Origin of the sequence: Parahaliea maris (assembly GCF_008064665.1) — a bacterium.
Taxonomy (GTDB): Bacteria; Pseudomonadota; Gammaproteobacteria; order Pseudomonadales; family Halieaceae; genus Parahaliea; species Parahaliea maris.
Genome location: NZ_VRZA01000008.1, coordinates 125,627 through 146,562 on the forward strand (window position 1 = coordinate 125,627; position 20,936 = coordinate 146,562).

A 20,936-nucleotide genomic window follows, 5' to 3' on the forward strand; every position below is an offset into this window, starting at 1 on the left:
GGTCACTGCTGGCTGGAGTTTGGCGCCGGGATAACAGGCAACACCAGTTTCGAACCTTCCCCCAGCTGCACCCGATACTCCGGGGCCTGATCGGCTGACAAGCCCCCCAGCGCAGGGTGCCGGGCAAAACTCGGGTGATCCGCAGCTGTCACCGAGAGCCTGATGCGGTGGCCCGCCTTGAACACCCAGGCGGTGGGCATCAGGTCCAGCACGATATTTACTACTCGCCCGTCGGCAAAGGGTGCTGGTTGGTAATCGTCCGCACCATAGCCATGCCATGGCAGCGCCGGCCTGACCGCAACCCGGGCGCCAGGGCCCAGCATCGCCTGGACCGGTTTGAGACCGGCGTAGTTGGCCCGCAATTGCCCCTCTGTCACCAGCAACACCCTGCCATCCGGCGCCACATCCTCCAGATAGACGTAGACGTCGCCCTCGGGATGGGAGGAGGACAGCTGCAGGTGTACGACAGGGTGTCCCGTCACTTCGGTCGCAGCGGCCAGCACCGGACCAGTGTAGCTCAGACGCTGGCCGTTGGCCGCGGCAGCCTGCATCACCGAGTGCGAGGAGGCGAGCCGGTAGTTCCAGCGGTTGGCACCGTCCGTGCGCGAATCAGCGTTGAAATCAACCCGGTAGCGGGACACACCCTGGCCGGGGCTGACTCCCAGGGAGCCATCAGCCTGGAAGTAAAACGCCGTCAACGCCTGCCGGGCGAGGGGCCACTCGTGCTCGTAACGCCACCCCTGCCCCATGACATAGAGCAAGACGGGGGGATTATCAGCAAAGCCGTTGTCGATGCCGCGCAGGTAGTGGTCAAAGAATCGCAGCTTCTCCCTGTTCAGCCCCTGCTCGGAGGACCAGCTGTCATTGAAAAAGGAAAAGTAGGGGCCGCTGCGATAGTCCGCCAGCGTTTTATTGAGCAGGCCTCCGTGGGCGGTAGGCGCCATCAACAGGTGGCTGGGGGTGTGCCCCGCCAGCGTGGCATGCCACATGACCGTATCCCTGGCGTGGTAATCAAACCATCCTCCGCGGTGGTAAACCGCAATTCCGCTGCTGGCGATACGGGCGACGCGATCGGCGGGGTCGATATCGACGTAGCTGTAGGGCGTATCGTCAATCGCGGAATCGCGGTAAGGCGCTGCTGCCAGTTTCTCCACGGTCAGGTTGGCGTTGGCAAGGTGCTCCCGGGTGGCGAGATAGTAGAGGTCACTGCGCTCCTGTCCATCCGCGTACAGCGGTGGCCCGTCATCGAGAAAGGCGCCATCACCGTCCTGGTCGAGCGGAATTTCATCGACCAGTTCGCCGTCGCCATCCTCGTCAATAACCGGGACCGAGGGCAGGCGTCGACGTTTTTCAGTCGGCGCGTAATGATTCTGGTCGTCCCGGGCAATGGAGGCGGAAGCCGACGCCGACAGGGCCTCTACCAGAATCCCACCCGGATAAAACATCGAGGTGTAGTCATCGAAGCCAGCGATTTCAGGAAAAATGGCCTTCAGCGCTGTAGGGCGTTCCGCCGCCGTCGCATACTGGGAAAACCCCTGGTAGGAGCGCCCCACCATGCCCACGGCACCGCTGGACCAGGGCTGCCCTGCAATCCAGTCGATCAGCGCCTTGCCGTCGCGGCCAACCTGTGGTCCCCGGTCCAGTTCCCGCTGGCCGAAAGACGCACCGGAGCCTCGCATTTCCGCGGCGACCAGGGCGTAGCCATGTGAGGTATAGAAGGCGATTTCCGCGGTTGAAAAAGCGGAAACTATCTCTCCGGTATCCAGATCGATGCTCTCGCGGTGGCCGGGCATATACCAGAGGATTGCCGGAAACCGGCCCCTGTCCGGCCCCTGTGCCGGCGTATACACGGTGGCTGCCAGCCGGGTGCCGTCTTCCATGGGCACGTAAAACGCCTGACGTTGATAGCTGGTGTACAGCGGCCGGGGAATCGCGTGTTCCGCCAGGGGGTTGTAGAAACTGTCCTCTGGAGCGGCTTGCGCCTTGGTCACGGCGGACCCGCCAGCAACCAGCAGAGAACTACACAAGAGTGCTCGCACGGCATGGGCGACACGCATCACAGGGACTGGCTCAGGGTGCGCATATCGTCGATGGCATCGAGGCTGAGAACCTGTTCGGCAATGGCTTGCAGTGTGTCCGCGCTGATATCGCGCTGGGCCATCAGCCCGCAGTCAACGAACTTCTGCTTCAGTACCTCCTCGCTGAGGGGATTGGCGGGGCTGCCATAGAGCGTATCAATGCCCCAGTGCCGCTGCGATCCATCGCGTAAGGTGATCGTCAACAGCGTACCGCCACCCTCGCTCCCCGGGCGGGCCTGGCTGTCATTGCGCTGATACTTCACTTTATCCGCGAGATTCAGCAGGTCCTTGCGGACCAATGCCTCTGCGGTGAACGACTTCAGCGTGACTTCCCTGGTCAGCAGTGCCGTGGCGACCACAAAATAGATACTGAACTTGGCGTCGATGGCCGCGCGTGGGCGGCGCTTGCCAGCGGCGGGCTCGGAAACGATCAGGTCGAGTTCGCGGATGAACACCGTGACCTTTTCGATCTCGGAAATTGCAACGGGATCCCGCTGCATCCCTTCCAGAATCGCCTGGATATAGATATGGGTGGCACGGCAGGCAGGCCAGGCTTTGTAGCCCACATCTTCGCCCGCGAAACGACTGCCCAGGCCATCGACCATCACTCCAGGCAGGTAATGGCCCCTGGAGTACATGTCAAAGAAGCCCCCCTTGCCCTCAAAGGGCGCATCGAAGCCCCTGACCCCCTGCTGCGCCAGCAGTGCCGACTGCAGGCCCACTTGCGCGCACTGGCCATCGCGAATGGCGCGGATATCGGAGTGGGGATTGAACACGATGGCGGCACTGGCGGAGTTTGCACACAGCGCCAGTGACAGCGCATCGAGGACCTGCCGGGCATCCAGACCGAGCAGATAACTCGCTGCGACTGTCGCGCCGAACGTGCCGACGATGGCGGGCGGGTAGTACTGGTCGGGCGGCGCCCCAACGTTGCCCTGTGCCAGAGACAGCCGGCAAGTGATGTCACAGCCAAGGGCAACGGCGGTAATGAATCGCTTTCCAGTCACCCCCCCACGGGCGCTCGCCAGACTGAAGGCGGCGGCAACCGCCGCGGCATTGGGATGGGTGAACGAGGCCCCGTGGGTATCTTCATAGTCGAGCGCGTGCGCCAGTGAGCCATTCACCAGCGCCACTGTCAGTGGGTGGGCACGCAGGCCCGTGCCCAGGATCACCGCAGTACCGGCAGCCCCGTCGTCCTGTGCAAAGCGGATGAAAGGTGCACAGGCAGGCTCGAGCCCGGCGGCGGCCATGGATACGCCGAGTGCATCCAGTATCGAGTAACGGGCCATACGGACCGCGGCATCCGGCAGTTGCTCAAAGGTACAGAGGGCGATGAATTCCGCCACGCGGCGAGACTCACCCGTTGCGCGGGGCTCTCCCGCAGCCGCCATAGACAAAGCGCCGGTCGCATCCGGCAGCGCCTTCGCTGTCGGTATCGCCAGCGCCAGACTGGCGCCCGCCAGCAGCACGCCGCGGCGCGTAGCCAGGGGAGAGTCGATCGGAGGGGGCGTATTATTTTGCACTTATGTGTCTCCTCAAGGGATATGCAGCCCCGCGGGGCCGGGGAGATTCAGGTCCTGGCGAGTCAGGTGAAAACCAGGGGCACCCTGAGGGCGCCGATTTCCGGCATGCGGGTGACTTTCACCTCACCGGACAGCTCGAAGGTACGGGTCGACTGCAGCAGGACCTCCAGCGCAGTGGTCATCTGCAGTCTCGCCATTGCCGCGCCCACGCAGTTGTGGGGGCCTCTGCCGAAGGCCAGTGACGCCTTCATGTTCGGGCGGTCCAGCCTGAACTCGTCGGGGTCTGGAAACACCTCGGGATCACGGTTGGCTGCGGCGTAGCAGACGGCGATGGGTTCGCCGGCGGTAATGGTACGGCCTCGAAGCGTCACATCCGACACTGACGTCCTCGCGAAGCCCCGGTACGGGGTATACAGACGCAGAAACTCCTCGATGGCCGCAGGCACCAGCCCCGGGTCACTTCGCAACTGCTCCTGCAGTGCCAGGTCCCGTGCCAGGTGTACCGCCACCGAACCAAAAAAGACAGTGGGTGCAATGATGCCGACAACCAGGACCTGGCGGATGGTACCCACAACCAGTTCAGCCGGCAGCGGCTCGCCCTCGAACTGGCTCGCCAGCAGGGCACTGGTGGCATCACTCTCCACCGGTAACAGATGTTGCTGGCGGTCGCTGACAATACGCCGCGCCAGCTCATAGAGAATAGCGCTGCTCTCGCGGGTCGCCTCCTCGTCGCTCTCCTGTACCGCAAAGTTGTAGCGGCGGCCCACCTCCGCCAGCAGGTCGGCATCCTCCTGCGCCAGATTCATCCAGTGGGCAAACACCCTGATCGGCAGCACCGCCGAGTACATCTCACAGATGTCGCCCCCGCCGGCGGCCAGCATCGGTGCCAACAGCTCCTCGCAGAGCTGTCGTACCAGGGGCCGGAAGGCCTCGATGCGTCGTGCTGTCAGCAGTGGCGCAATGGCTTTGCGATAGGGAGTGTGCTCTGGAGGGTCGAGGTGCAGCGGCGGCCGCCTGCCGGTAAATGCGACCTTGGGAATCACATTCTGGACTGAGGTCACGTATTGCGCACTGTCCGAGGCCACCGCCTCGACGTCGTCATGTCGGGTAATGGACCAGTAGCCACCCCAGGCATCGGTGTGGGCGACGGGGCAGCTTTTCCTCAGCCGGTGGAACTCTTCGTAGGGGCTCTCGAGGGTCTCGGGCGCCAATGGATCGAAATCTTGCATACAACCAACCGCAAAATGAAAGCGCTTACATTACTCGAAATGCTGCTACACTGTAAACCCTCTCAACAAGATCCAGACGAATTATGGCCTCGACGACCCTACCCACGCTCAGCGATGTCGCCAAGGCGGCCAGCGTCTCCTCGGCGACGGTCTCCCGTTATTTCAGTAACCCCGATTCAGTGGCAACGAAGACCGCCGAGCGCATCCGGCAGGCGGTGCTGGAGACCGGTTATACCCCCAACCGGCTTGCGGGTAGCCTCGCTTCCAACAAAAGCCAGCTGGTGTCTATCCTTATCCCCCAGCTTGCGCCATCGCTATTCATCGAAACGATTGAGGCGCTGGTAAGCAAACTGTCTTCGGCAGGCTGTATCGTCACCGTTGGCGTGACCGAGTTCGACGCCGCCCATAATGAAGCCCTGATCATGGCCGCACTGGCGTACCGGGCCAAAGCGATCATCGTAACTGGCGAAGTCAGTGACGAAGTGAGGAAGTTCATCCGCCAGAGCAGTACTACCGCCATTGAGATCTGGGACTTGCCCGAGGACCCCATTGACATTGCGGTGGGCTTTTCCCACTGGGAGATAGGACGGAGCCTTGCGCAATTCGTGCGTTCCCGCGGCTATACCCGGCCACACTTCGTGACCAACCCCGGCCCCCGGGGTATCAAACGCCGCAACGGCTTTCTCGAGGAGTGGCAGACCGGAACCGGCTGCGACGTCACCGAAAGCCTGATGCAATTGCCGTTTCAACCCGGAGCGGCCCGGCGCATCTTTGCCGAAATACAGCGACTGGAGGAGCGCCCGGATGTGGTGCTTTGTGGCCCTGACTGGATGGCCCAGGGACTGATTGTGGAGGCGATGCACTTCGGACTGCGAGTTCCCGAGGACATAGCCGTCATCGGTTTCGGTAACAGTGCGGTCGCCAGCGAAATGCGGCCGACCATTACCAGCGTGGACATTGACGATCAGCGCATCGCGGAAACGATCGCAGAGATTCTGCTGAACCGTGACCGGGGCGAGGAGATCAGGGAAAAGGTCGTCAACACCGGCTTTAAAATCATCGCCAGGGAGAGCGCATAACAGCCTTTGACCAGGTCACGGTTTACCGTCAGACCCGCGCCGGGCCTAGCCAGCGGAATTGCGGCGATAATCACTGGGGCTCTGGCCAGTCCAGCCCTTGAAGGCCCGGGCGAATACGGCGGAATCCGAGAAACCCAGTTTTTCAGCGACCTGCCCGACAGACAGCGTATTGTGGGACAACAGCCGGACCGCCTTGTTTCGTCGCACCCGATCCTTGATCTGCTGGTAAGACGTACCCTCCTCTTTCAACTTGCGAATGAGTGTACGCTTGGTCATATGCATGATGTCAGCCGTGGTCTCAATCGAAGGAAGCCCTTCGTTAAAGCGCTTGCCCAGCAATAGCTGGATATCGGAGGAGAGGCTGAAATCGGTACGCGGCTGTTCGAAAAACTCGCGCGGAGAGCGTCGCATGAACAACTTTAACGCCGCCGCATCCTGCCTTGTCTCGCAGTCAAGGAAGCGACCGGGAAAGGTAAAGCCCAGCCAGGAGGCGTCGAATGTGTGATTGCCGGGAAACAGGTAGCTGTACTCGCGCACCTGCTTCGGAGGTGGGTAATTGAATGCTACCTCACTCAGTGTAATGTTCTCGGCGATCAGCCAGGACGCGAACCGGTGATAGGCCATTATCAACATTTCACTCAGCAGGTGGTCAGGGTCGAATGAGGGGTCTTGCATGACAATACTGAGCCGGGTGTTCTCACTGCCCACCTCGAGCTCCACCCGGTAGGCATCCGTCGCCATGCCCATGAACCACGCCGCCATGCCAAGCGCTTTGCCGAGATTCGGTTCGTGGATGGCGATCTTGCCCATCAGGTAGAAGCTGCCCGGCGGAATCACCGACGGCGACAGGGACATGGATTCGTCCTGCAACTCCCGCCACAGTTGCTGGATTACACTGGCCAGGGAATCGGAATCGACCCTTTTCGAGGGCTTGTCGATCCAGCCGGCATCGATGCCGGCGTTAGCGAAAATGCTGTCGGCATCCAGACCACAGCGATTCACCAGTTGGTAGAACTGGCTGATGTAGTAATTGGACGCGGTGGACACTTCGGTTTTAGTCATCCGGGGTTTCCAGAACGAGACGTTGGCGAATCATTGCTTGCGAACACACCCAGGCTCCGCAAGAGGGCAATGTTATCGGGCGCTCTGCAGTCAAAATTATGTATCGCCACTCTATGACGAGGGCACTGGATATTCAACATGGTTGGCCCCAGGGCTACCTTCCCCTGGTCTTCGGTTGGCATCTCGTTTGCCAAGTTCTCTCGCATCACGACAAACGGTTACAATTCATGGGTAAGGTAGACAGCAAGACAATGGCCAGGAGAGTCACATGAAAAGCACCTGGAGATGGTTTGGGCCTGATGACCCGGTCTCTCTGGAGAAAATTGTCCAGGCTGGTGCCACAGGGATTGTGTCCTCGCTGCACCACATCGCTACCGGGGAGGCCTGGCCCCGGACAGAGATTCTCAAGCGCAAACAGGAGATCGAAGCCGCCGGACTGGAGTGGTCAGTCGTGGAGAGCGTTCCGCTGAGCAATGACCTGAAGAAAATGACCGGGGACTGGCAGCGTCATCTGGAAAACTACAAGGAGTCCGTCCGCAACCTTGCCGACGCCGGTATCTGCGTGGTGTGCTACAACTTCATGCCAGTGGTCGACTGGACGCGAACGAATCTGCTGTACAAGCTCAAGAACCAGTCACATGCCCTGCGTTTCGACCTGTCCGATTTCGCCGCCTACGACGTCTTCATTCTCGAACGCACCAACGCTGACCAGGACTACCCTGAAGCGGTGCTCGATCGCGCCAGAGAGCGGATCGCGGCGATGGGGCCGGAGCAGCGTGAAGCCCTGGAAAGGAACATCATCGCTGGCCTGCCCGGCGGCGAGGGCAGTTACGACCGCGATAGCATCAGGCAGGAGATCGAGGCGTTCATAGCCCTGGGCGTGGAAGGCTTTCGCGACAACCTGTTCCATTTCCTGAGAGAAGTGATTCCCGTGGCGGAAAGCGTCGGAGTGCGCATGTGTATCCACCCGGACGACCCGCCCTTTTCCCTGTTCGGGCTGCCACGCATCGTGTCGACGGCCGAGGACGCGCGCAAACTGCTGGCCGAAGTCCCCAGTACCAGCAACGGCCTGACACTGTGCGCGGGCTCATTCGGCGCTCGCGGCGACAACGACCTGGAGGGCATGGTGCGAGAGTTCGGACCACACATCCATTTTGTCCACTTGCGTAACGTTACCCGGGAAGCCGACGGCTCATTCTACGAAGCGGAACATCTCGGTGGCGACAATGACATGGTCGGCCTGATCCGCGCCCTGCTGGACGAGGAGCGCGATCGTTCCAGCGCGGGACGGCCTGACGCACACATTCCCATGCGACCGGATCACGGCCACCTGATGGCCGATGAGTTTGGCCAGGAAGGCACCAACCCGGGCTACTCCTATGTGGGGCGGCTAAAGGGACTGGCAGAGTTGCACGGCGTACTACACACGCTGACGGTGCTCCGACAGTCGTGAAGCAGCGCACCGCCGACTCGATCGCGAATTCACTATGAACAGACTGAGCCATGGGCAGTTGGGACAACTCTACGTCCCCACTCCCCGTTATGATCGTGCGCTGGTCAAGGCAGGCATGGTTCACATCGGCATCGGTGCCTTTCACCGGGCCCACCAGGCAGACTACACCGACAAGGTCATGAATCGCGATGGCGGGGATTGGGGAATCATCGGCAGCAGCCTGCGCAGCCCCCGGGTACGCGACCTGCTACAGCCCCAGGACGGCCTGTACAGCCTGGTGGGAACTGACGGCGAGCATCAGGACATCCGGGTAGTCGGTGCCGTACTCAAGGTACTGGTGGCTACGGAGGATCCCCAGGCGCTGATCGCCGCCCTGGCTGACCCGGCAATCAAGGTCGCCACGCTGACTATCACCGAGAAGGGCTACTGCCACGACCCCGCTACCGGCACCCTCAACCGGGCACACCCGGATATCGCCCACGACCTTGAGCACTATGCGCGCGAACCCAGGTCAGCGATCGGATTTCTCGCAGCCGCACTCATCCACAGGCAAGCCCTCGGCGCTCCAATCACGCTGCTGAGTTGCGACAACCTTTCACACAACGGTCGCTTGCTGGCACGTGTGCTGAAGGCATTTATCGCAGAGGTTCGGCCGGACGTGACACCTTGGGTGGACGACCATGTCACTTTCCCCTGCTCCATGGTGGACAGGATCGTGCCGGCTGTATCGGCAGCGGACCTGGAATACCTGTCCACCAGGCTCGGCGTTAGGGATGAGGGTGCAGTGTTTACCGAGCGGTTCTGCCAGTGGGTGATCGAGGACTCGTTCGCGTGCGAACGCCCCCGCTGGGAAAACGCAGGGGCACTACTGGTGGATGACGTCGCGCCCTTCGAGGAGATGAAACTGCGCCTGTTGAACGGTAGCCACTCCCTCATCGCCTACCTGGGTGTTCTCGCTGGCTTCACGTACGTCCACGAGGTCATGGGCAATCCGGACTTTGCCCGGCTTGTCCGCAGCTATATGGACTCCGTCACGGGGACACTGTCCGTTCCCCCCGGCTTTGATGTAGAACGGTATAAGGCCCGGCTCTGCGAACGCTTCGCCAACGCCAGCCTGCGGCATCGCACTCTCCAGATCGCGGCGGACGGCTCCCAGAAAATACCCCAACGCTGGCTGCCTCCCCTTCGGCAGATAATTGACCAAAGGGGGAACACTAACTTCATCGCATTGGCGCTCGCCGGTTGGCTGCGATTTCTACAGGGGCAGCAGGACAACGGAACACCCATCGCCGTGGATGACCCCCTGCTCGACAGCCTTCGCAAACGAATGACTGGAGAGCGGACACCGGGCGCAGCGATTCTGGGCTACGAGCCGGTATTCGGCGACCTGGCCGCGCAATATCCCGACTTTGTTACCGTCGTGGAAAAAATCTACAGCTCCCTGCAGGAAGACGGGGTCATGCATTTTCTAAGCAGCAATTCGGGGTCCACACTCATGGCCTAAGTGCCTCGGGCAGAGCCGCAAGCGGGCCATCAAATATCAGGAGCGACATACCGCGCATCCTCAAGCCGGTCCAGCACCCGCAGGCGTGAGCAACTCAGGTAACCACCCACCGTGATCGCGAAGGCCATCACCGCCCCGGCTAGTACCGCAGGTACAACACCTGCGGCTGCAGCCACTGCACCGGCGCGAAAGTCCCCGAGGTCATTGGAACTGGCGATGAACAGCGAATTTACCGCGCTGACCCGCCCTCGAAGAGCATCCGGTGTTGCCAGTTGAATCAGGGTCGAGCGGATATTCACGCTCACCATGTCCGAAGCACCGTAGACAAACAGGGCGACCAGGCTCAACCAGAACTGCCCCGACAGCGCAAATACCGCGATCGAGCAGGAGAACACCAGCAGCGCAATAAACAGCCAACGCCCGGCATGGCGCATGGCCGGCAGGTGTGACATCGCAGTGCCGGCCAGTACCGCACCCAACGCCGGCATGGCCCGCAGGACCCCGAGGGCTTCCGGCCCCACCCCGAGCACATCCGCAGCAAATACCGGCAGTAGCGCCAGCACACTGCCCGCCAGGACGATCAGCAGATCGAGACTGATACTGGGCAGAACGATGGGGTTGTTGAATACGAAGCGAATGCCTTCGAGCAACTGCCGCCCTCCCCGCTGCGAGGATCGCGCCATGACCAGGTGCGGTAGCGCCAGCATGAACACCAACGCTGCCAACGCCAGCAGGACCAACACCCAGTAGGTGCTGAAGTCCAGGCCAGCCAGCAGTAATCCGGCCACAAAAGGCCCTGCTGTCATTGCGGCGGTCCAGGCGGTGGAGGTGACGGCTACTGCCCGCGACAGCTGCTCCGGGCTGACAATATTGGGGAGTACCGCCTGCAGGGCCGGACTGATAAAGGCGCGGGCACATCCGTTAAGAAACAACAGCGCGAAAATGACATAGCGATCGACGACACCGGCCTGCAGGCTGAGAGCCAGACCGAAGAATACCAGCGCCTCCAGGCCGGCACAGGCAATCAGGATGCGCTTGCGGGAAAAGTGGTCGACCACCCACCCCGTGACGATGAACAGCATCATGATGGGCAGGATTTGCATCAGGCCCACCAACGCCAGGTCGAAGGGATCGCCTGTCGCCTGGTAGAGATGCCAGCCTATGGCCACCGACAGCACGGTGGAGGCCAGGCTCAGGCAAATGCGCGCTACCAGGTAACAGACGAACGGTTTGTCGAAAAGCAACAGCTTCCTCGCGGGCAGTCAATGAAAGTGCGGCAACAGTATATACGCGCCGCACTCTCCAGCGCAGGGATGCCGTAACAACAGCCGCCCCGCTCACCTGTTGCGCGCTCTGACGGTCAGGATGGGTAGCGTTGAGCTGGCGTTACGAGCTGCGCACTTCTTGCAAAGTCTTCACTACATCATTAGATTGCCTTGAATGTATATACAACGGAAGGCCTTAGGGCCTGCATGCCCAAATCACCTTTTTGGGTACCAATAAAACAGGGTTTGAATGGAAACAGGTCAAGCAGTACTTACAAAACCGGTATGGTCGTCGCTACTCAAACTGGTGCTTTTCAGCCTCATCGGGATGTTCTTCTTCTTTGTGCCTGTCGCCATTGGGGGCATGTCAACCATACCGTTGGATCATATGGTGTCCTGGATACGTGCGACGTTTCCCAGGGGAGTAGAATTCTATGCGCTGTTGATGATTGTGGCGGGGGGTGTTTACCCGTTTATCACCGGCAGTTGGAATACCAACTTTACCCAGAAAGTCTTTTCCATACTGAAAGTCCTTGGCGTGGTCAGCGCATTAGCCGCTTTCTCTGGCGTCGGGCCGGCCCTGCTTTTTGCACAGGACATGTTGCCTTTTCTGTTTGGCAAGTTGGTGGTGCCAATCGGTCTTATTGTGCCTGTCGGGGCTATTTTTCTGGCTTTTCTTATCGGCTTTGGGCTTCTGGAGCTGATTGGCGTATTGCTGGAACCGCTGATGCGGCCAATCTTCAAAACACCCGGAAAATCCGCAATCGATGCGGTAGCGTCTTTTGTCGGTAGCTATTCAATTGGGCTGCTGATTACTAACCGGGTTTACAAATCGGGGCACTACTCAGCGAAAGAAGCCGCGATCATCGCCACCGGGTTTTCTACGGTCTCGGCCACCTTCATGGTCATCGTCGCCAAAACGTTGGGCTTGATGGACATCTGGAATCTGTTCTTCTGGAGCACGTTAATGCTGACGTTCGTGGTAACCGCCATTACTGTGCGCCTGCGCCCTCTGAGCCGTATGGACGATAAAAAGCCAACGTCTGATGAACCCGACAGTGATTTATCGCGCTTCAAACACGCTGTGAACGAAGGCTTGTTGGTTGCAGACAGATCGGAACCTGTCCTTGTCAGCATGATAAAAAATCTCAAGGAAGGGTTACTGATGGCAATGAGTATTCTGCCATCCATTATGTCGGTGGGTTTAATCGGCCTGTTGCTCGCAAAATATACGCCATTGTTCGAATGGCTGGGGCTGCTGTTCTATCCGTTTGCGTGGCTGGTGCAGCTGCCCGATCCCATGTTGGCTTCCAAGGCAGCGGCGACGGGCCTGGCCGAAATGTTCCTGCCTTCCCTGATTGTGGCGGAGAGTGATTTTATTACCCGCTTTGTGATCGGGCAGGTTTCCATCTCTTCAATCCTGTTTTTCTCGGCCTCGATACCCTGTATTTTATCCACCGAAATTCCGGTGTCGGTAAGGCAGATTCTGATGGTGTGGTTTCAGCGCAGCGCACTCACATTACTGTTGAGCGGGCCATTGGCTTTTGCAGTGCAATACCTGACCACTCAGTAATATCAGGACGCCCTAGCCGTTCTCGCGCCCGCCTTCTCTCGCCCGCATCCACAGCCACGCCATCACGAAGTAAAACACGGTGGGTAGAATGAGCCACTGGCGAAAGGTCTCCAGCGCCATACCGCCCATGAATGTAGCCACCCCCATCGCCAGGCAAGCGGCGAGCCCCAGCAGCGCCAGGGCCCGGTAAACGCCAAAGCCGGATGAGCCTGTCACGGAGCCCTCCCCCGTAGCACTTCGCGCAGACTCCTCCAGCCAGGAGCGTTCATCTGCCTGACGCTGTGCCTCACGTGTCTCAGCCTCGACCGCCACCGGAAAGGACTGACGTGCACCGGCAGGGCCCGCCAGCACCAGGTATACCAGGGTCGCGGTAATCCAGGTGGGAATCAGCAGGAAAAACAGATGCAGGGCACCGCTGAAGCCGAGCCCGGCGGCCAGGGCCAGCGATCCGGCCCAGGCTGCGATGGCAGGCCAGTTGGTATGCTGCCCCCGGTAGTGGCTCCAGTAGCGGGTCATGCCCAGCCGCGGCAAAATCCAGTGTTCGGTCACGATGACCGCCCCGATCGGCGACAGCACCAGTCCCATGATGCCGACAAAGTCCATCAGGCGACTGAATACAAAGGGGAAACAGGCAATCGCGGTGGTAACCACCCCTACCACCATGGTCACCCTGACCCTGTCCCAGCGCGGGTTGAGCGACTGGAAAGCCAGGCCCGCCCGATAGATTGTGGGGTTGGCGGTGGTCCAGCCGGCAATAATGACCGCGAGAATACCCGCTGTTCCCAGAGCCTGGTAGGCGACCTCGCCGGCGTCGATGGCCGAGATGGTAGCCCCCAACAACATGGCAGCGCCCGCCCCCATAATGCCGGCAAAAACCCAGGCGGCGTAGTGCCCGATAAACATACCCAGCACCGAAAAGTAGCCGTAACTGGCACGGCGCGCGTAGCGCAGGACCGTCATGTCGGACAGGCCACCGTGCATCGCCAGGTTACAAATCCAGGCAAATGCAGCGACATGCCAGGCAGTGATTTCACCTCCACCCTCACCACGCCACACCCACTGATCGGCCACCACTCGTAGATTTGCCAGACTCCCCATACCGTCGATCCCGTCGGTAGCCCCGGCCAGAACCGGCAGCATCGACAGGGCTCCAAGGAGGAAAATGAGGATCATCCAGGGAGCGCAGACCTCGGCAAATTGAGCAACACCACGAAACCCACGGGCAGCGATATAGACCACCACCGCCCCCACCAGTAATACAACAGCAATAAATGACAGGCTGGTTGGGTACCATTGCGTTTGCGGATCAATGCCAAACGGAATCCGAACAGCAGAGGCGGACACGGTAATCATGGTGCCGGCCAGTACACAGAACAGTAGCCCATTTACCACACTATAGACCCGGATCGTTCCGGGCCCCGCAATTTTCTCCAGGTAGGCATAAAGCGTCAGCCGTGTGCTGACCGCGATAGGCGCGCAAATCAGCCCCCAGGTGAGTACCGCAAGCAGGTTACCCCACAGCAATCCCCAGAGAATATCGCCAGTGGATACGCCCCATGCCACGAACATGGCGCCGATAACAAACTCGGTGCCTGCTACGTGTTCGCCGGCATAGTTGGCAGCGAAATACCGCGCCGGTTGTAGACGCTCGGGAGTGACGGGTGTTCGCTCGAATTCGTTATTATTCATCGAGAGTTTCTCTTTAGTGTTATGGATTCAGGTCACTGGATATGCCGTCGGCTCCATTCCGACTTGTGCGCGCCACTGGTCGCGATAACCGCCCAGCCCCGCCAGTCCTATGGGTTCGACGGCCGTAAATTGCGTCATATCCGGCGGAAGCGGCTCGCCCCAGCGGGTAAGGCACCAGGCGCCGCGCGCCGTGCTGGCGCTATCGCCGGATATCAGCACCCTCTGCTGCGGTCGCAGGGCTGCCACCAGGGCACACAGCCAGGGGTTGCGCTGCCCCAGGCTGCCGAAGATGACAGCTCCCCTGGCCCCGAGCAGGTCCAGTTCATAGTCCACCATCAGGGCCAGATACAGTGTGGCGAGAGCCGCCCCGTTGCTGACGCTGGCGCTGAACTGGCCCACTCGACCATTGAATGGACCGGCAGCGGCAAACGCGGGCAGCGCGTACACGGCAGACTCAATGATGGCGCCGAGTGCCTCGATACTCACTTCCGTCTCATGACCAGCATCGACACGGGTACAGATGGCCTCGAATTCACGCCCACCCATAAAACGTGCACAAGCCAGGGGCTGGCCAAAGACATCCACGTTAGCCAGGGTGTCGCGCTCTTCAGTGAGTGCTTCGTAATCCCCTTCCCTCGCCATGGACACGAACCAGGTACCGGTGGAGACAACCGTAAACGCCTCGCCCAGGCTTGCTGATGCCGCCAGGTAGCGGGCGAAGCTGGCATTGGAATCGTGAACACCGGCAAATACGCGACAGGTTGGCACCACTCCCGTTGCCGTGGCCACCTCGGGACTGATAACACCAGCAGGCTCGTACGCCCTTGTCAGGGGAGGCAGGCTGTCCCGCAGGTCGAGAGCGTCAACCAGCGCACTGTATCGTCCCTCCCGAGGCAACCACAGGTCGGTATGGCAGCCCAGAGAAGTACACTCACTGACAGCACGACCACATAAGCGCCAAACCCAGTATTGCGGGTAGCACAACAGGGTCGTCACGCGGGCAAATTCGCCCGGAAAATGCTCCCGCTGCCACCACAACTGGCGGCCGAGGTTCAGCCCTGCGGGCAGCGACGGGGACAGGCTGTCGGTGAAGGCCGGGCGTGCCGCGTTGTAACTGGCACTGCAAGCCTCGGGCAGAGTCGACTCATAGTCCATGACCGGCAACGCGAGGGTGCCGTGCTCATCCAGCAGAACCGCACAGGCACCGTGGGTACTGACATTAATCGACGCTATGGTGTGGTCAACAGCCGCTTCGGCAAGTGTCTCCAACAGCCATTCCCAGATACTTTCAACATCAAAATGCGGATACAAACCGGCAGCCAGCACCGTGTTATCGCGGCTTCGCGACCAGCAGGTCACCCCACCCGCATCCAGTACCAGGCCCTTGATGTTGGTTTTGCCGATGTCGAGGATAAATGTAAAACTCACGACAGCTGTACTACCTCTATCTGCACGCCCCGCTTTTCCAACTTCTTCAACAGCCGGCGGTCCGCATTGTTATCAGTAATCAGCACGTCCACCTCTTCCAGCGAACAAAAAATGAATTTACTACGTACTCCCAGCTTTGAACTGTCCGCCAGAACGATGAGCTGTTCCGCCTGTCGGCGAAGTTTCTTCTCAGAAGTGATCAGCAGAGGGTCTGACTCGGTCACACCCATCTCGCCCACACCGGGTGTTCCCATGAACATCCTGGCGGCGGAGTAGTGCGGGATGGTGTCCTGCTCGTAAGCACTTAGAATGATGCCCTGGCGACGGTAAAGTTCTCCCCCGGGCAGGGTAATCTGGTTATTGCTGGTTTCTGCCAGTTCCTGGGCCAACACGAAAGAGTTGGTGAGAATACTCAGCTCCCGCTGAGCGAGGAACTCCCCCATCATGTAGGTGGAGCTGCCGCCATTGATGATGATCGACTCACCATCCTCGCACAGCTCCACCGCTCGCCGGGCAATCAACCGCTTGGCTTCAGGTTGCTTTTCCCTCGACGCCAGAAAGGCGCTACCGGCGATATGGGACCGGGGTGAACTGTGGTCCTGCGGCAATGCGCGGGCGCCGCCGCGGATTTTCTCCAGTTGGCCCTGCCGGGCCATTTTCAGGAGATCACGACGAATCGTTGCCTCCGAGGCATTCAGTTCTTCAGTCAGCGTACGGACGCTGGTGAATTCATGCTCGTCGAGAATATCGAGTATCAGTTGATGTCGTTGTTTTTCCAGCACCGTGGCACCCATCACATAATCAATTGCCGGTTAATGTAGATGTTGTCGGTTGTTGATGCATTATCTATTGCACAAAACTGACGGGACTGGCCCGGTCATCGAGAACAAACACCAGCAGGCGACGAGGCCCGTGTGCACCGATCTGAATGGTCTGCTCCACGTCGGCAGTACGCGACGGTCCGGATACCAGGTGCACTGCACTAGCGTCCCGGTCGATGGCCCGACAGGTATCTTCCTGCCTACGTTGAAGCCGCGACAGTAGCAACAACACTGCCAGGTGATCGACAAGGAAAAGCAGGCTACTGGCGACCGTACGGTTGGTGAAAACCAGCGTACCAGTCTCGGCGATCCCCGCGTCGGCCAATACCAGACCCGTCGCCGCCTCGCTCGTGTTGTCGGTCAGGCGGAAGGCAGACCAGTCCAGATAACCCAGGCGCTCGTCCGCTGCGAGGGTTTCAATGCCGGGTAAGCGGGAGGCAACGGACACGGGAAGCTCTGGCAGGTCCGGCAGGTCGATCAGTTCGCAACCGTTGCTGCGCGCGCGCTTTAGAAATTCATTCACCGGATCATCGACAGGAGCCAGCAGGTTCTCGGCTGGCGGCCGGGACGCCAACACCGCCGCGAATTCGCGGTTCGGCGCCTCTGCCGTGGCAGCACGAATGCGCGCCATAATCCGGTCGCGGGTCGAGCTCAAGTTGTCAGGCATTGTGCTTGTCTCCTGCTTTCGTGCCTTCCTCTCTGGCCCAGCGTTGCTGGAAACTGGCGCCCTGTGGTGCGGGCAAATCGCGATACCTGGTCCAGCCTGACGCCAGCGGCACTGTGCGCAATACACCGCGGCGGCGCCCCACAGCACCCAGCAAGCGTGTGCCGGCGCTGGTCAGGTGCCGGTACAATACGGGCTTGCGGGCAACCACGGCGAAGGCTGCCAACAGGCGTCGACTTAACCAGGACGATTTCTTCTCTAACGTTTCGCGCTCTCGCAGTTTGCGCATCAGTCCGGGCAGCGGAATGCGCACAGGGCACACCTCTTCACAGCGACCACAGAAGCTCGAGGCATTGGGTAATTCATCGTCCTGGGAGTAGCCACGCAGTAGTGGCGAGAGCACCGCCCCCATGGGGCCGGGGTAAACCGAATCGTAGGCGTGTCCACCCACATTCTGATAGACCGGGCAATGGTTCATGCATGCGCCGCAGCGAATACAGTGCAGCATTTCGCGGAATTCACTGGCGAGCAGGTCGGTGCGGTGGTTATCCAGCAGGACGACATGGAAGTTTTCAGGTCCATCCTGCTCCCCCTGCGCACGCGGGCCGCTGAAAAAACTGGTATAAGCGGTAATCGGTTGCCCGGTGGCGCTGCGCGACAGCACCCGAAGAATCTTGCTGGCGTCCTCCCAGCCGGGAACAACCCGGTCAAACGACGTGGTGACGATGTGGGTACGCGGCAGCCGTGCGGTGAGGTCACCGTTGCCTTCGTTGGTCACCAGCGCAGCGGTGCCGGTTTCAGCGATCAGCAGATTGGCCCCGGTAATGCCGACATCCGCGGACAGGAAGCGCTCGCGAATCACCGCACGGGCCTCGTCGACCAGCGCGCTCACCTCGCCGAGATCCCGCTCGCCCAGCGCATGGGCATTGCGAAACAGGTCGGCTATCTGGCTCCGGGTCTTGTGCAGGGCCGGCGCGACGATGTGGCTGGGCGGCTCGTGAGCCAACTGGATAATGTATTCGCCCAGGTCGGTTTCCCAGGGCGTGAGCCCGGCCTGTTCCAGCGCCTGGTTGAGCGCTGCCTCCTCCCCCACCATGGACTTGCCCTTGGTGACGGTTTGCGCGCCAGCCCGTAGACAGATATCTATCACGATCCGGCGCAGGTCCTCGGTGCTCTCGGCCCAGTGCACCTGTCCGCCGGCGGCTGTGACCTGCTGCTCGAACTCCTCGAGGCATGCCGCGAGGTTGGACAACGAGCGCTGACGCACTTCACGAGCCTGATCGCGCATCAAATCGAAATCCGGTTCCGCGGCGATGGCGCTGGCCCGTTTGTCGACAAAACCACTGCGCGCCCTGGCCAGCGCGCTTTGCAACTGCGGGTCATCCAGAGCCGCGCCAGCGCGGGCGATAAATGTCTGCGGGCCGCTCACGCGTCGCCCTCCGGAGCGGACGCTTCGCCAATCCCCGCCCCCCCGGCATCTGCCAGCAGTTCCGCTACATGACGGACGGCCAGGTCGAGACCACGACGCCGTGCTCTGCCGGCCAGGTGTAAGAGGCAGGACACGTCACCACCCGCCAGGGTGTCAGCACCCGCTGCAAGGGCATTGTCCAGTTTGTCATCAGCCATGCGGGCCGAAACATTGCCGAACTTCACACAGAAAGTGCCGCCAAAGCCACAGCAGACCTCCGTATCCGCCATCTCCGTTACCTCGATGCCGGCACAGCGACGCAACAGCTCCCGCGGCTGCGCCTTGACGCCCAGTTCGCGCAGTCCAGCACAGCTATCGTGATAGGTGACCACTCCGTGGCGCGTGGCAGGTAGTGCCGCGGGGGGCTGAAAATCCGCCACCTCGACAAGGAAGGTCGTCAGTTCGTAAACCCGCTCACAAAAAGCGCTCACCCGCGCTTGCCGGGGGTCGTTAGCGAACAGCTCGGGGTAGTGACAGGTGATCATCCCGGTACAGGAACCCGAGGGGATCACCGTGTAGCTGTAACGCTCGAACTGCTCCACGATCTGCCACGCCAGTTCCCGCGCATGCCGTGCATCACCATTGTTGTAGTTCACCTGGCCACAACAGCTTTGCGGTGGAACCTCTACCCGATAACCGGCCTGCTCCAGCAAGCGCGCCGTGGCAAAACCCACGTCTGGACGAAACAGGTCTACAGGGCAGCTGGCAAACAGGGCGACAGTGTCGCGGTATTCCACTGGATACCTCAGACGATACCGGAGCCGGATTGACCACTGCTGGGGCGCCGCTTGTCGACCTCCGCGCGATAACCACTGGCGCGATAGACGTCGATCGGTTGGGCAGCCCCACCCTCAAGCACGCGCGCCCTGGCAAGAATGGGCGATACGTCAAGGTTGAAGGCCGCCTTCAATGTGTTGGTGGCAAGCATGGCGTCGTTGCCATCCTGGTGAGTGTAGAGCGCCTCACGATCAACCAGGAGCGCCTTCACATAGGAGCGCTGCACTTCCTCGGCAGAGTTCATAAGACTCTCGATCGGGTCCGTCACGTTGTGTGACTGGTCCAGCATGTAGGCCGGGCTGAAGCCCGTCTGCCCGCGATGCTCCGCATCTACCAGTTCATTGAACACGAGGAACTGCTGGTAGGGATGAATCGAACCGCTGTCCAGATCGTCGTCGCCGTATTTGCTGTCGTTGAAATGGAAGCCCGCCAGTTTGTGGAACTGGATCAGGCGCGACACGATCATCTCGATGTTCACATTGGGTGCGTGGTGCCCGAGATCAACCAGACAACGCGCTTTTTCGCCCAGCTCCGTAGCACAGAGAACACTGGTACCCCAATCCTGGATAACGGTGGAGTAGAAGGCCGGCTCGAACATCTTGTGTTCCAGGAACATCTGCCAGGCATCGGGCAGCGCATCGTAAATCGCGCGAGTGCTCTCCAGGTAGCGTTCCAGCTGCCGCTGGAAGTGGGACTGCCCCGGGAAATTACTGCCATCGCCAACCCACACAGTGAGCGCCTGGGCGCCCAGTATCTGCCCCCACTCGATGCACTCGAGGTTGTGAGCTACCGCCTGGTCACGTACAGCCGGGTCGGTGTGGCTGAGGCTACCGTACTTGTAGGACAGGGGCTGCCCGGGCTGATCCTGGAAGGTATTGGAGTTGACTGCGTCAAAACCGAGGCCGAGGGCGTCCGCGTGCTGGCGCAGCTCACTGAAATCGTCGACCCGGTCCCAGGGAAAGTGAGGTGACACCCGCGGCGTACACCGTACGAGCTGCTGGATGACCGCACAGTCTTCCAGTTTCTCGAAGATATTGCGTGGTTCGCCGGGGCCGGGAAAGCGTGCGAACCGCGTGCCGCCAGTACCTGTGCCCCAACTGGGCACGGCTACGACAAATTGCCGGGCGCGCTCCGTCACCACGTCAATATCTACGCCGCGGCGTGATAGCAACGCCCCGAGGTAGTCATAGTCCGCCTGCAGGTCGGCACTGGCTTGCTGGTTGGCTTCGGCGATCAGGCCGCTATCGATCGGAGTCTTCATGGGCTTTTACTCTTTTGTCAATGAGACGCTTCAGCGTCTTTTATTCAGGCCGCGCCCATCGC

The 20,936-nt window shown here is 60.5% G+C and carries 16 protein-coding genes; 4 read left to right on the forward strand and 12 right to left on the reverse strand.

Features of this window, described 5'->3' with window-relative positions:
• Nucleotides 1-2 precede the first annotated feature (2 nt).
• The 3 genes from FV139_RS18555 to FV139_RS18565 form a co-directional block, all read right to left on the reverse strand.
• Entirely contained in the window at nucleotides 3-1,991 is a 1,989-nt protein-coding gene (locus FV139_RS18555) for a CocE/NonD family hydrolase (protein WP_187276636.1), read from the reverse strand.
• Nucleotides 1,992-2,056: 65 nt separating this feature from the next.
• Nucleotides 2,057-3,601 (reverse strand): MmgE/PrpD family protein, encoded by a 1,545-nt coding sequence (locus FV139_RS18560; RefSeq protein ID WP_148069977.1) that lies wholly within the window; start codon nucleotides 3,599-3,601, stop codon nucleotides 2,057-2,059.
• 62 nt (nucleotides 3,602-3,663) lie between these two features.
• Entirely contained in the window at nucleotides 3,664-4,830 is a 1,167-nt protein-coding gene (locus tag FV139_RS18565; RefSeq protein ID WP_148069978.1) for a cytochrome P450, read from the reverse strand.
• Between the two features lie 83 nt (nucleotides 4,831-4,913).
• Here FV139_RS18565 and FV139_RS18570 point away from each other — a divergent pair, with 83 nt between their 5' ends.
• Complete coding sequence (locus FV139_RS18570) at nucleotides 4,914-5,909, forward strand: LacI family DNA-binding transcriptional regulator (protein WP_148069979.1); 996 nt, start codon at nucleotides 4,914-4,916, stop codon at nucleotides 5,907-5,909.
• A gap of 45 nt (nucleotides 5,910-5,954) precedes the next feature.
• Here FV139_RS18570 and FV139_RS18575 read toward each other — a convergent pair whose 3' ends face one another.
• A complete protein-coding gene (locus FV139_RS18575) occupies nucleotides 5,955-6,971 on the reverse strand; it encodes an AraC family transcriptional regulator (RefSeq protein ID WP_148069980.1) in 1,017 nt (338 codons plus the stop codon).
• Between the two features lie 268 nt (nucleotides 6,972-7,239).
• On the opposite strand from FV139_RS18575, the gene uxuA reads away from it, so the two are divergent.
• Nucleotides 7,240-8,424 (forward strand): mannonate dehydratase, encoded by a 1,185-nt coding sequence (gene uxuA, locus FV139_RS18580; protein WP_148069981.1) that lies wholly within the window; start codon nucleotides 7,240-7,242, stop codon nucleotides 8,422-8,424.
• Between the two features lie 34 nt (nucleotides 8,425-8,458).
• On the forward strand, nucleotides 8,459-9,928 hold the full coding sequence (locus FV139_RS18585) for a mannitol dehydrogenase family protein (protein WP_148069982.1): 1,470 nt from the start codon (nucleotides 8,459-8,461) through the stop codon (nucleotides 9,926-9,928).
• Between the two features lie 29 nt (nucleotides 9,929-9,957).
• Here the strand turns inward: FV139_RS18585 and FV139_RS18590 are convergent, their stop codons facing one another.
• On the reverse strand, nucleotides 9,958-11,172 hold the full coding sequence (locus tag FV139_RS18590; RefSeq protein ID WP_187276637.1) for an MFS transporter: 1,215 nt from the start codon (nucleotides 11,170-11,172) through the stop codon (nucleotides 9,958-9,960).
• A 271-nt stretch (nucleotides 11,173-11,443) separates the two neighbouring features.
• On the opposite strand from FV139_RS18590, the gene FV139_RS18595 reads away from it, so the two are divergent.
• Entirely contained in the window at nucleotides 11,444-12,766 is a 1,323-nt protein-coding gene (locus FV139_RS18595; protein ID WP_148069984.1) for a YjiH family protein, read from the forward strand.
• 12 nt (nucleotides 12,767-12,778) lie between these two features.
• Here FV139_RS18595 and FV139_RS18600 read toward each other — a convergent pair whose 3' ends face one another.
• From FV139_RS18600 to rhaI, 7 genes are read right to left on the reverse strand one after another with little or no spacing between them, the layout of a single operon-like run.
• Entirely contained in the window at nucleotides 12,779-14,455 is a 1,677-nt protein-coding gene (locus tag FV139_RS18600; protein ID WP_148069985.1) for a nucleoside transporter, read from the reverse strand.
• A gap of 27 nt (nucleotides 14,456-14,482) precedes the next feature.
• Nucleotides 14,483-15,883: an FGGY-family carbohydrate kinase gene (locus FV139_RS18605; protein WP_148069986.1), complete on the reverse strand. Its 1,401-nt coding sequence runs from the start codon at nucleotides 15,881-15,883 to the stop codon at nucleotides 14,483-14,485.
• Nucleotides 15,880-16,677, reverse strand: a complete 798-nt coding sequence (locus FV139_RS18610) for a DeoR/GlpR family DNA-binding transcription regulator (RefSeq protein WP_235898724.1) — start codon at nucleotides 16,675-16,677, stop codon at nucleotides 15,880-15,882. The genes FV139_RS18605 and FV139_RS18610 overlap by 4 nt, the downstream gene beginning before the upstream one ends.
• 52 nt (nucleotides 16,678-16,729) lie before the next feature.
• On the reverse strand, nucleotides 16,730-17,371 hold the full coding sequence (locus tag FV139_RS18615) for an LUD domain-containing protein (protein WP_148069987.1): 642 nt from the start codon (nucleotides 17,369-17,371) through the stop codon (nucleotides 16,730-16,732).
• Nucleotides 17,364-18,797 (reverse strand): LutB/LldF family L-lactate oxidation iron-sulfur protein, encoded by a 1,434-nt coding sequence (locus FV139_RS18620; protein ID WP_148069988.1) that lies wholly within the window; start codon nucleotides 18,795-18,797, stop codon nucleotides 17,364-17,366. The genes FV139_RS18615 and FV139_RS18620 overlap by 8 nt, the downstream gene beginning before the upstream one ends.
• On the reverse strand, nucleotides 18,794-19,573 hold the full coding sequence (locus FV139_RS18625; protein ID WP_213004172.1) for a (Fe-S)-binding protein: 780 nt from the start codon (nucleotides 19,571-19,573) through the stop codon (nucleotides 18,794-18,796). The genes FV139_RS18620 and FV139_RS18625 overlap by 4 nt, the downstream gene beginning before the upstream one ends.
• 8 nt (nucleotides 19,574-19,581) lie before the next feature.
• Nucleotides 19,582-20,874, reverse strand: coding sequence for an L-rhamnose catabolism isomerase (gene rhaI, locus FV139_RS18630; protein ID WP_148069990.1), 1,293 nt, complete (start codon nucleotides 20,872-20,874; stop codon nucleotides 19,582-19,584).
• Between the last annotated feature and the right edge of the window lie 62 nt (nucleotides 20,875-20,936).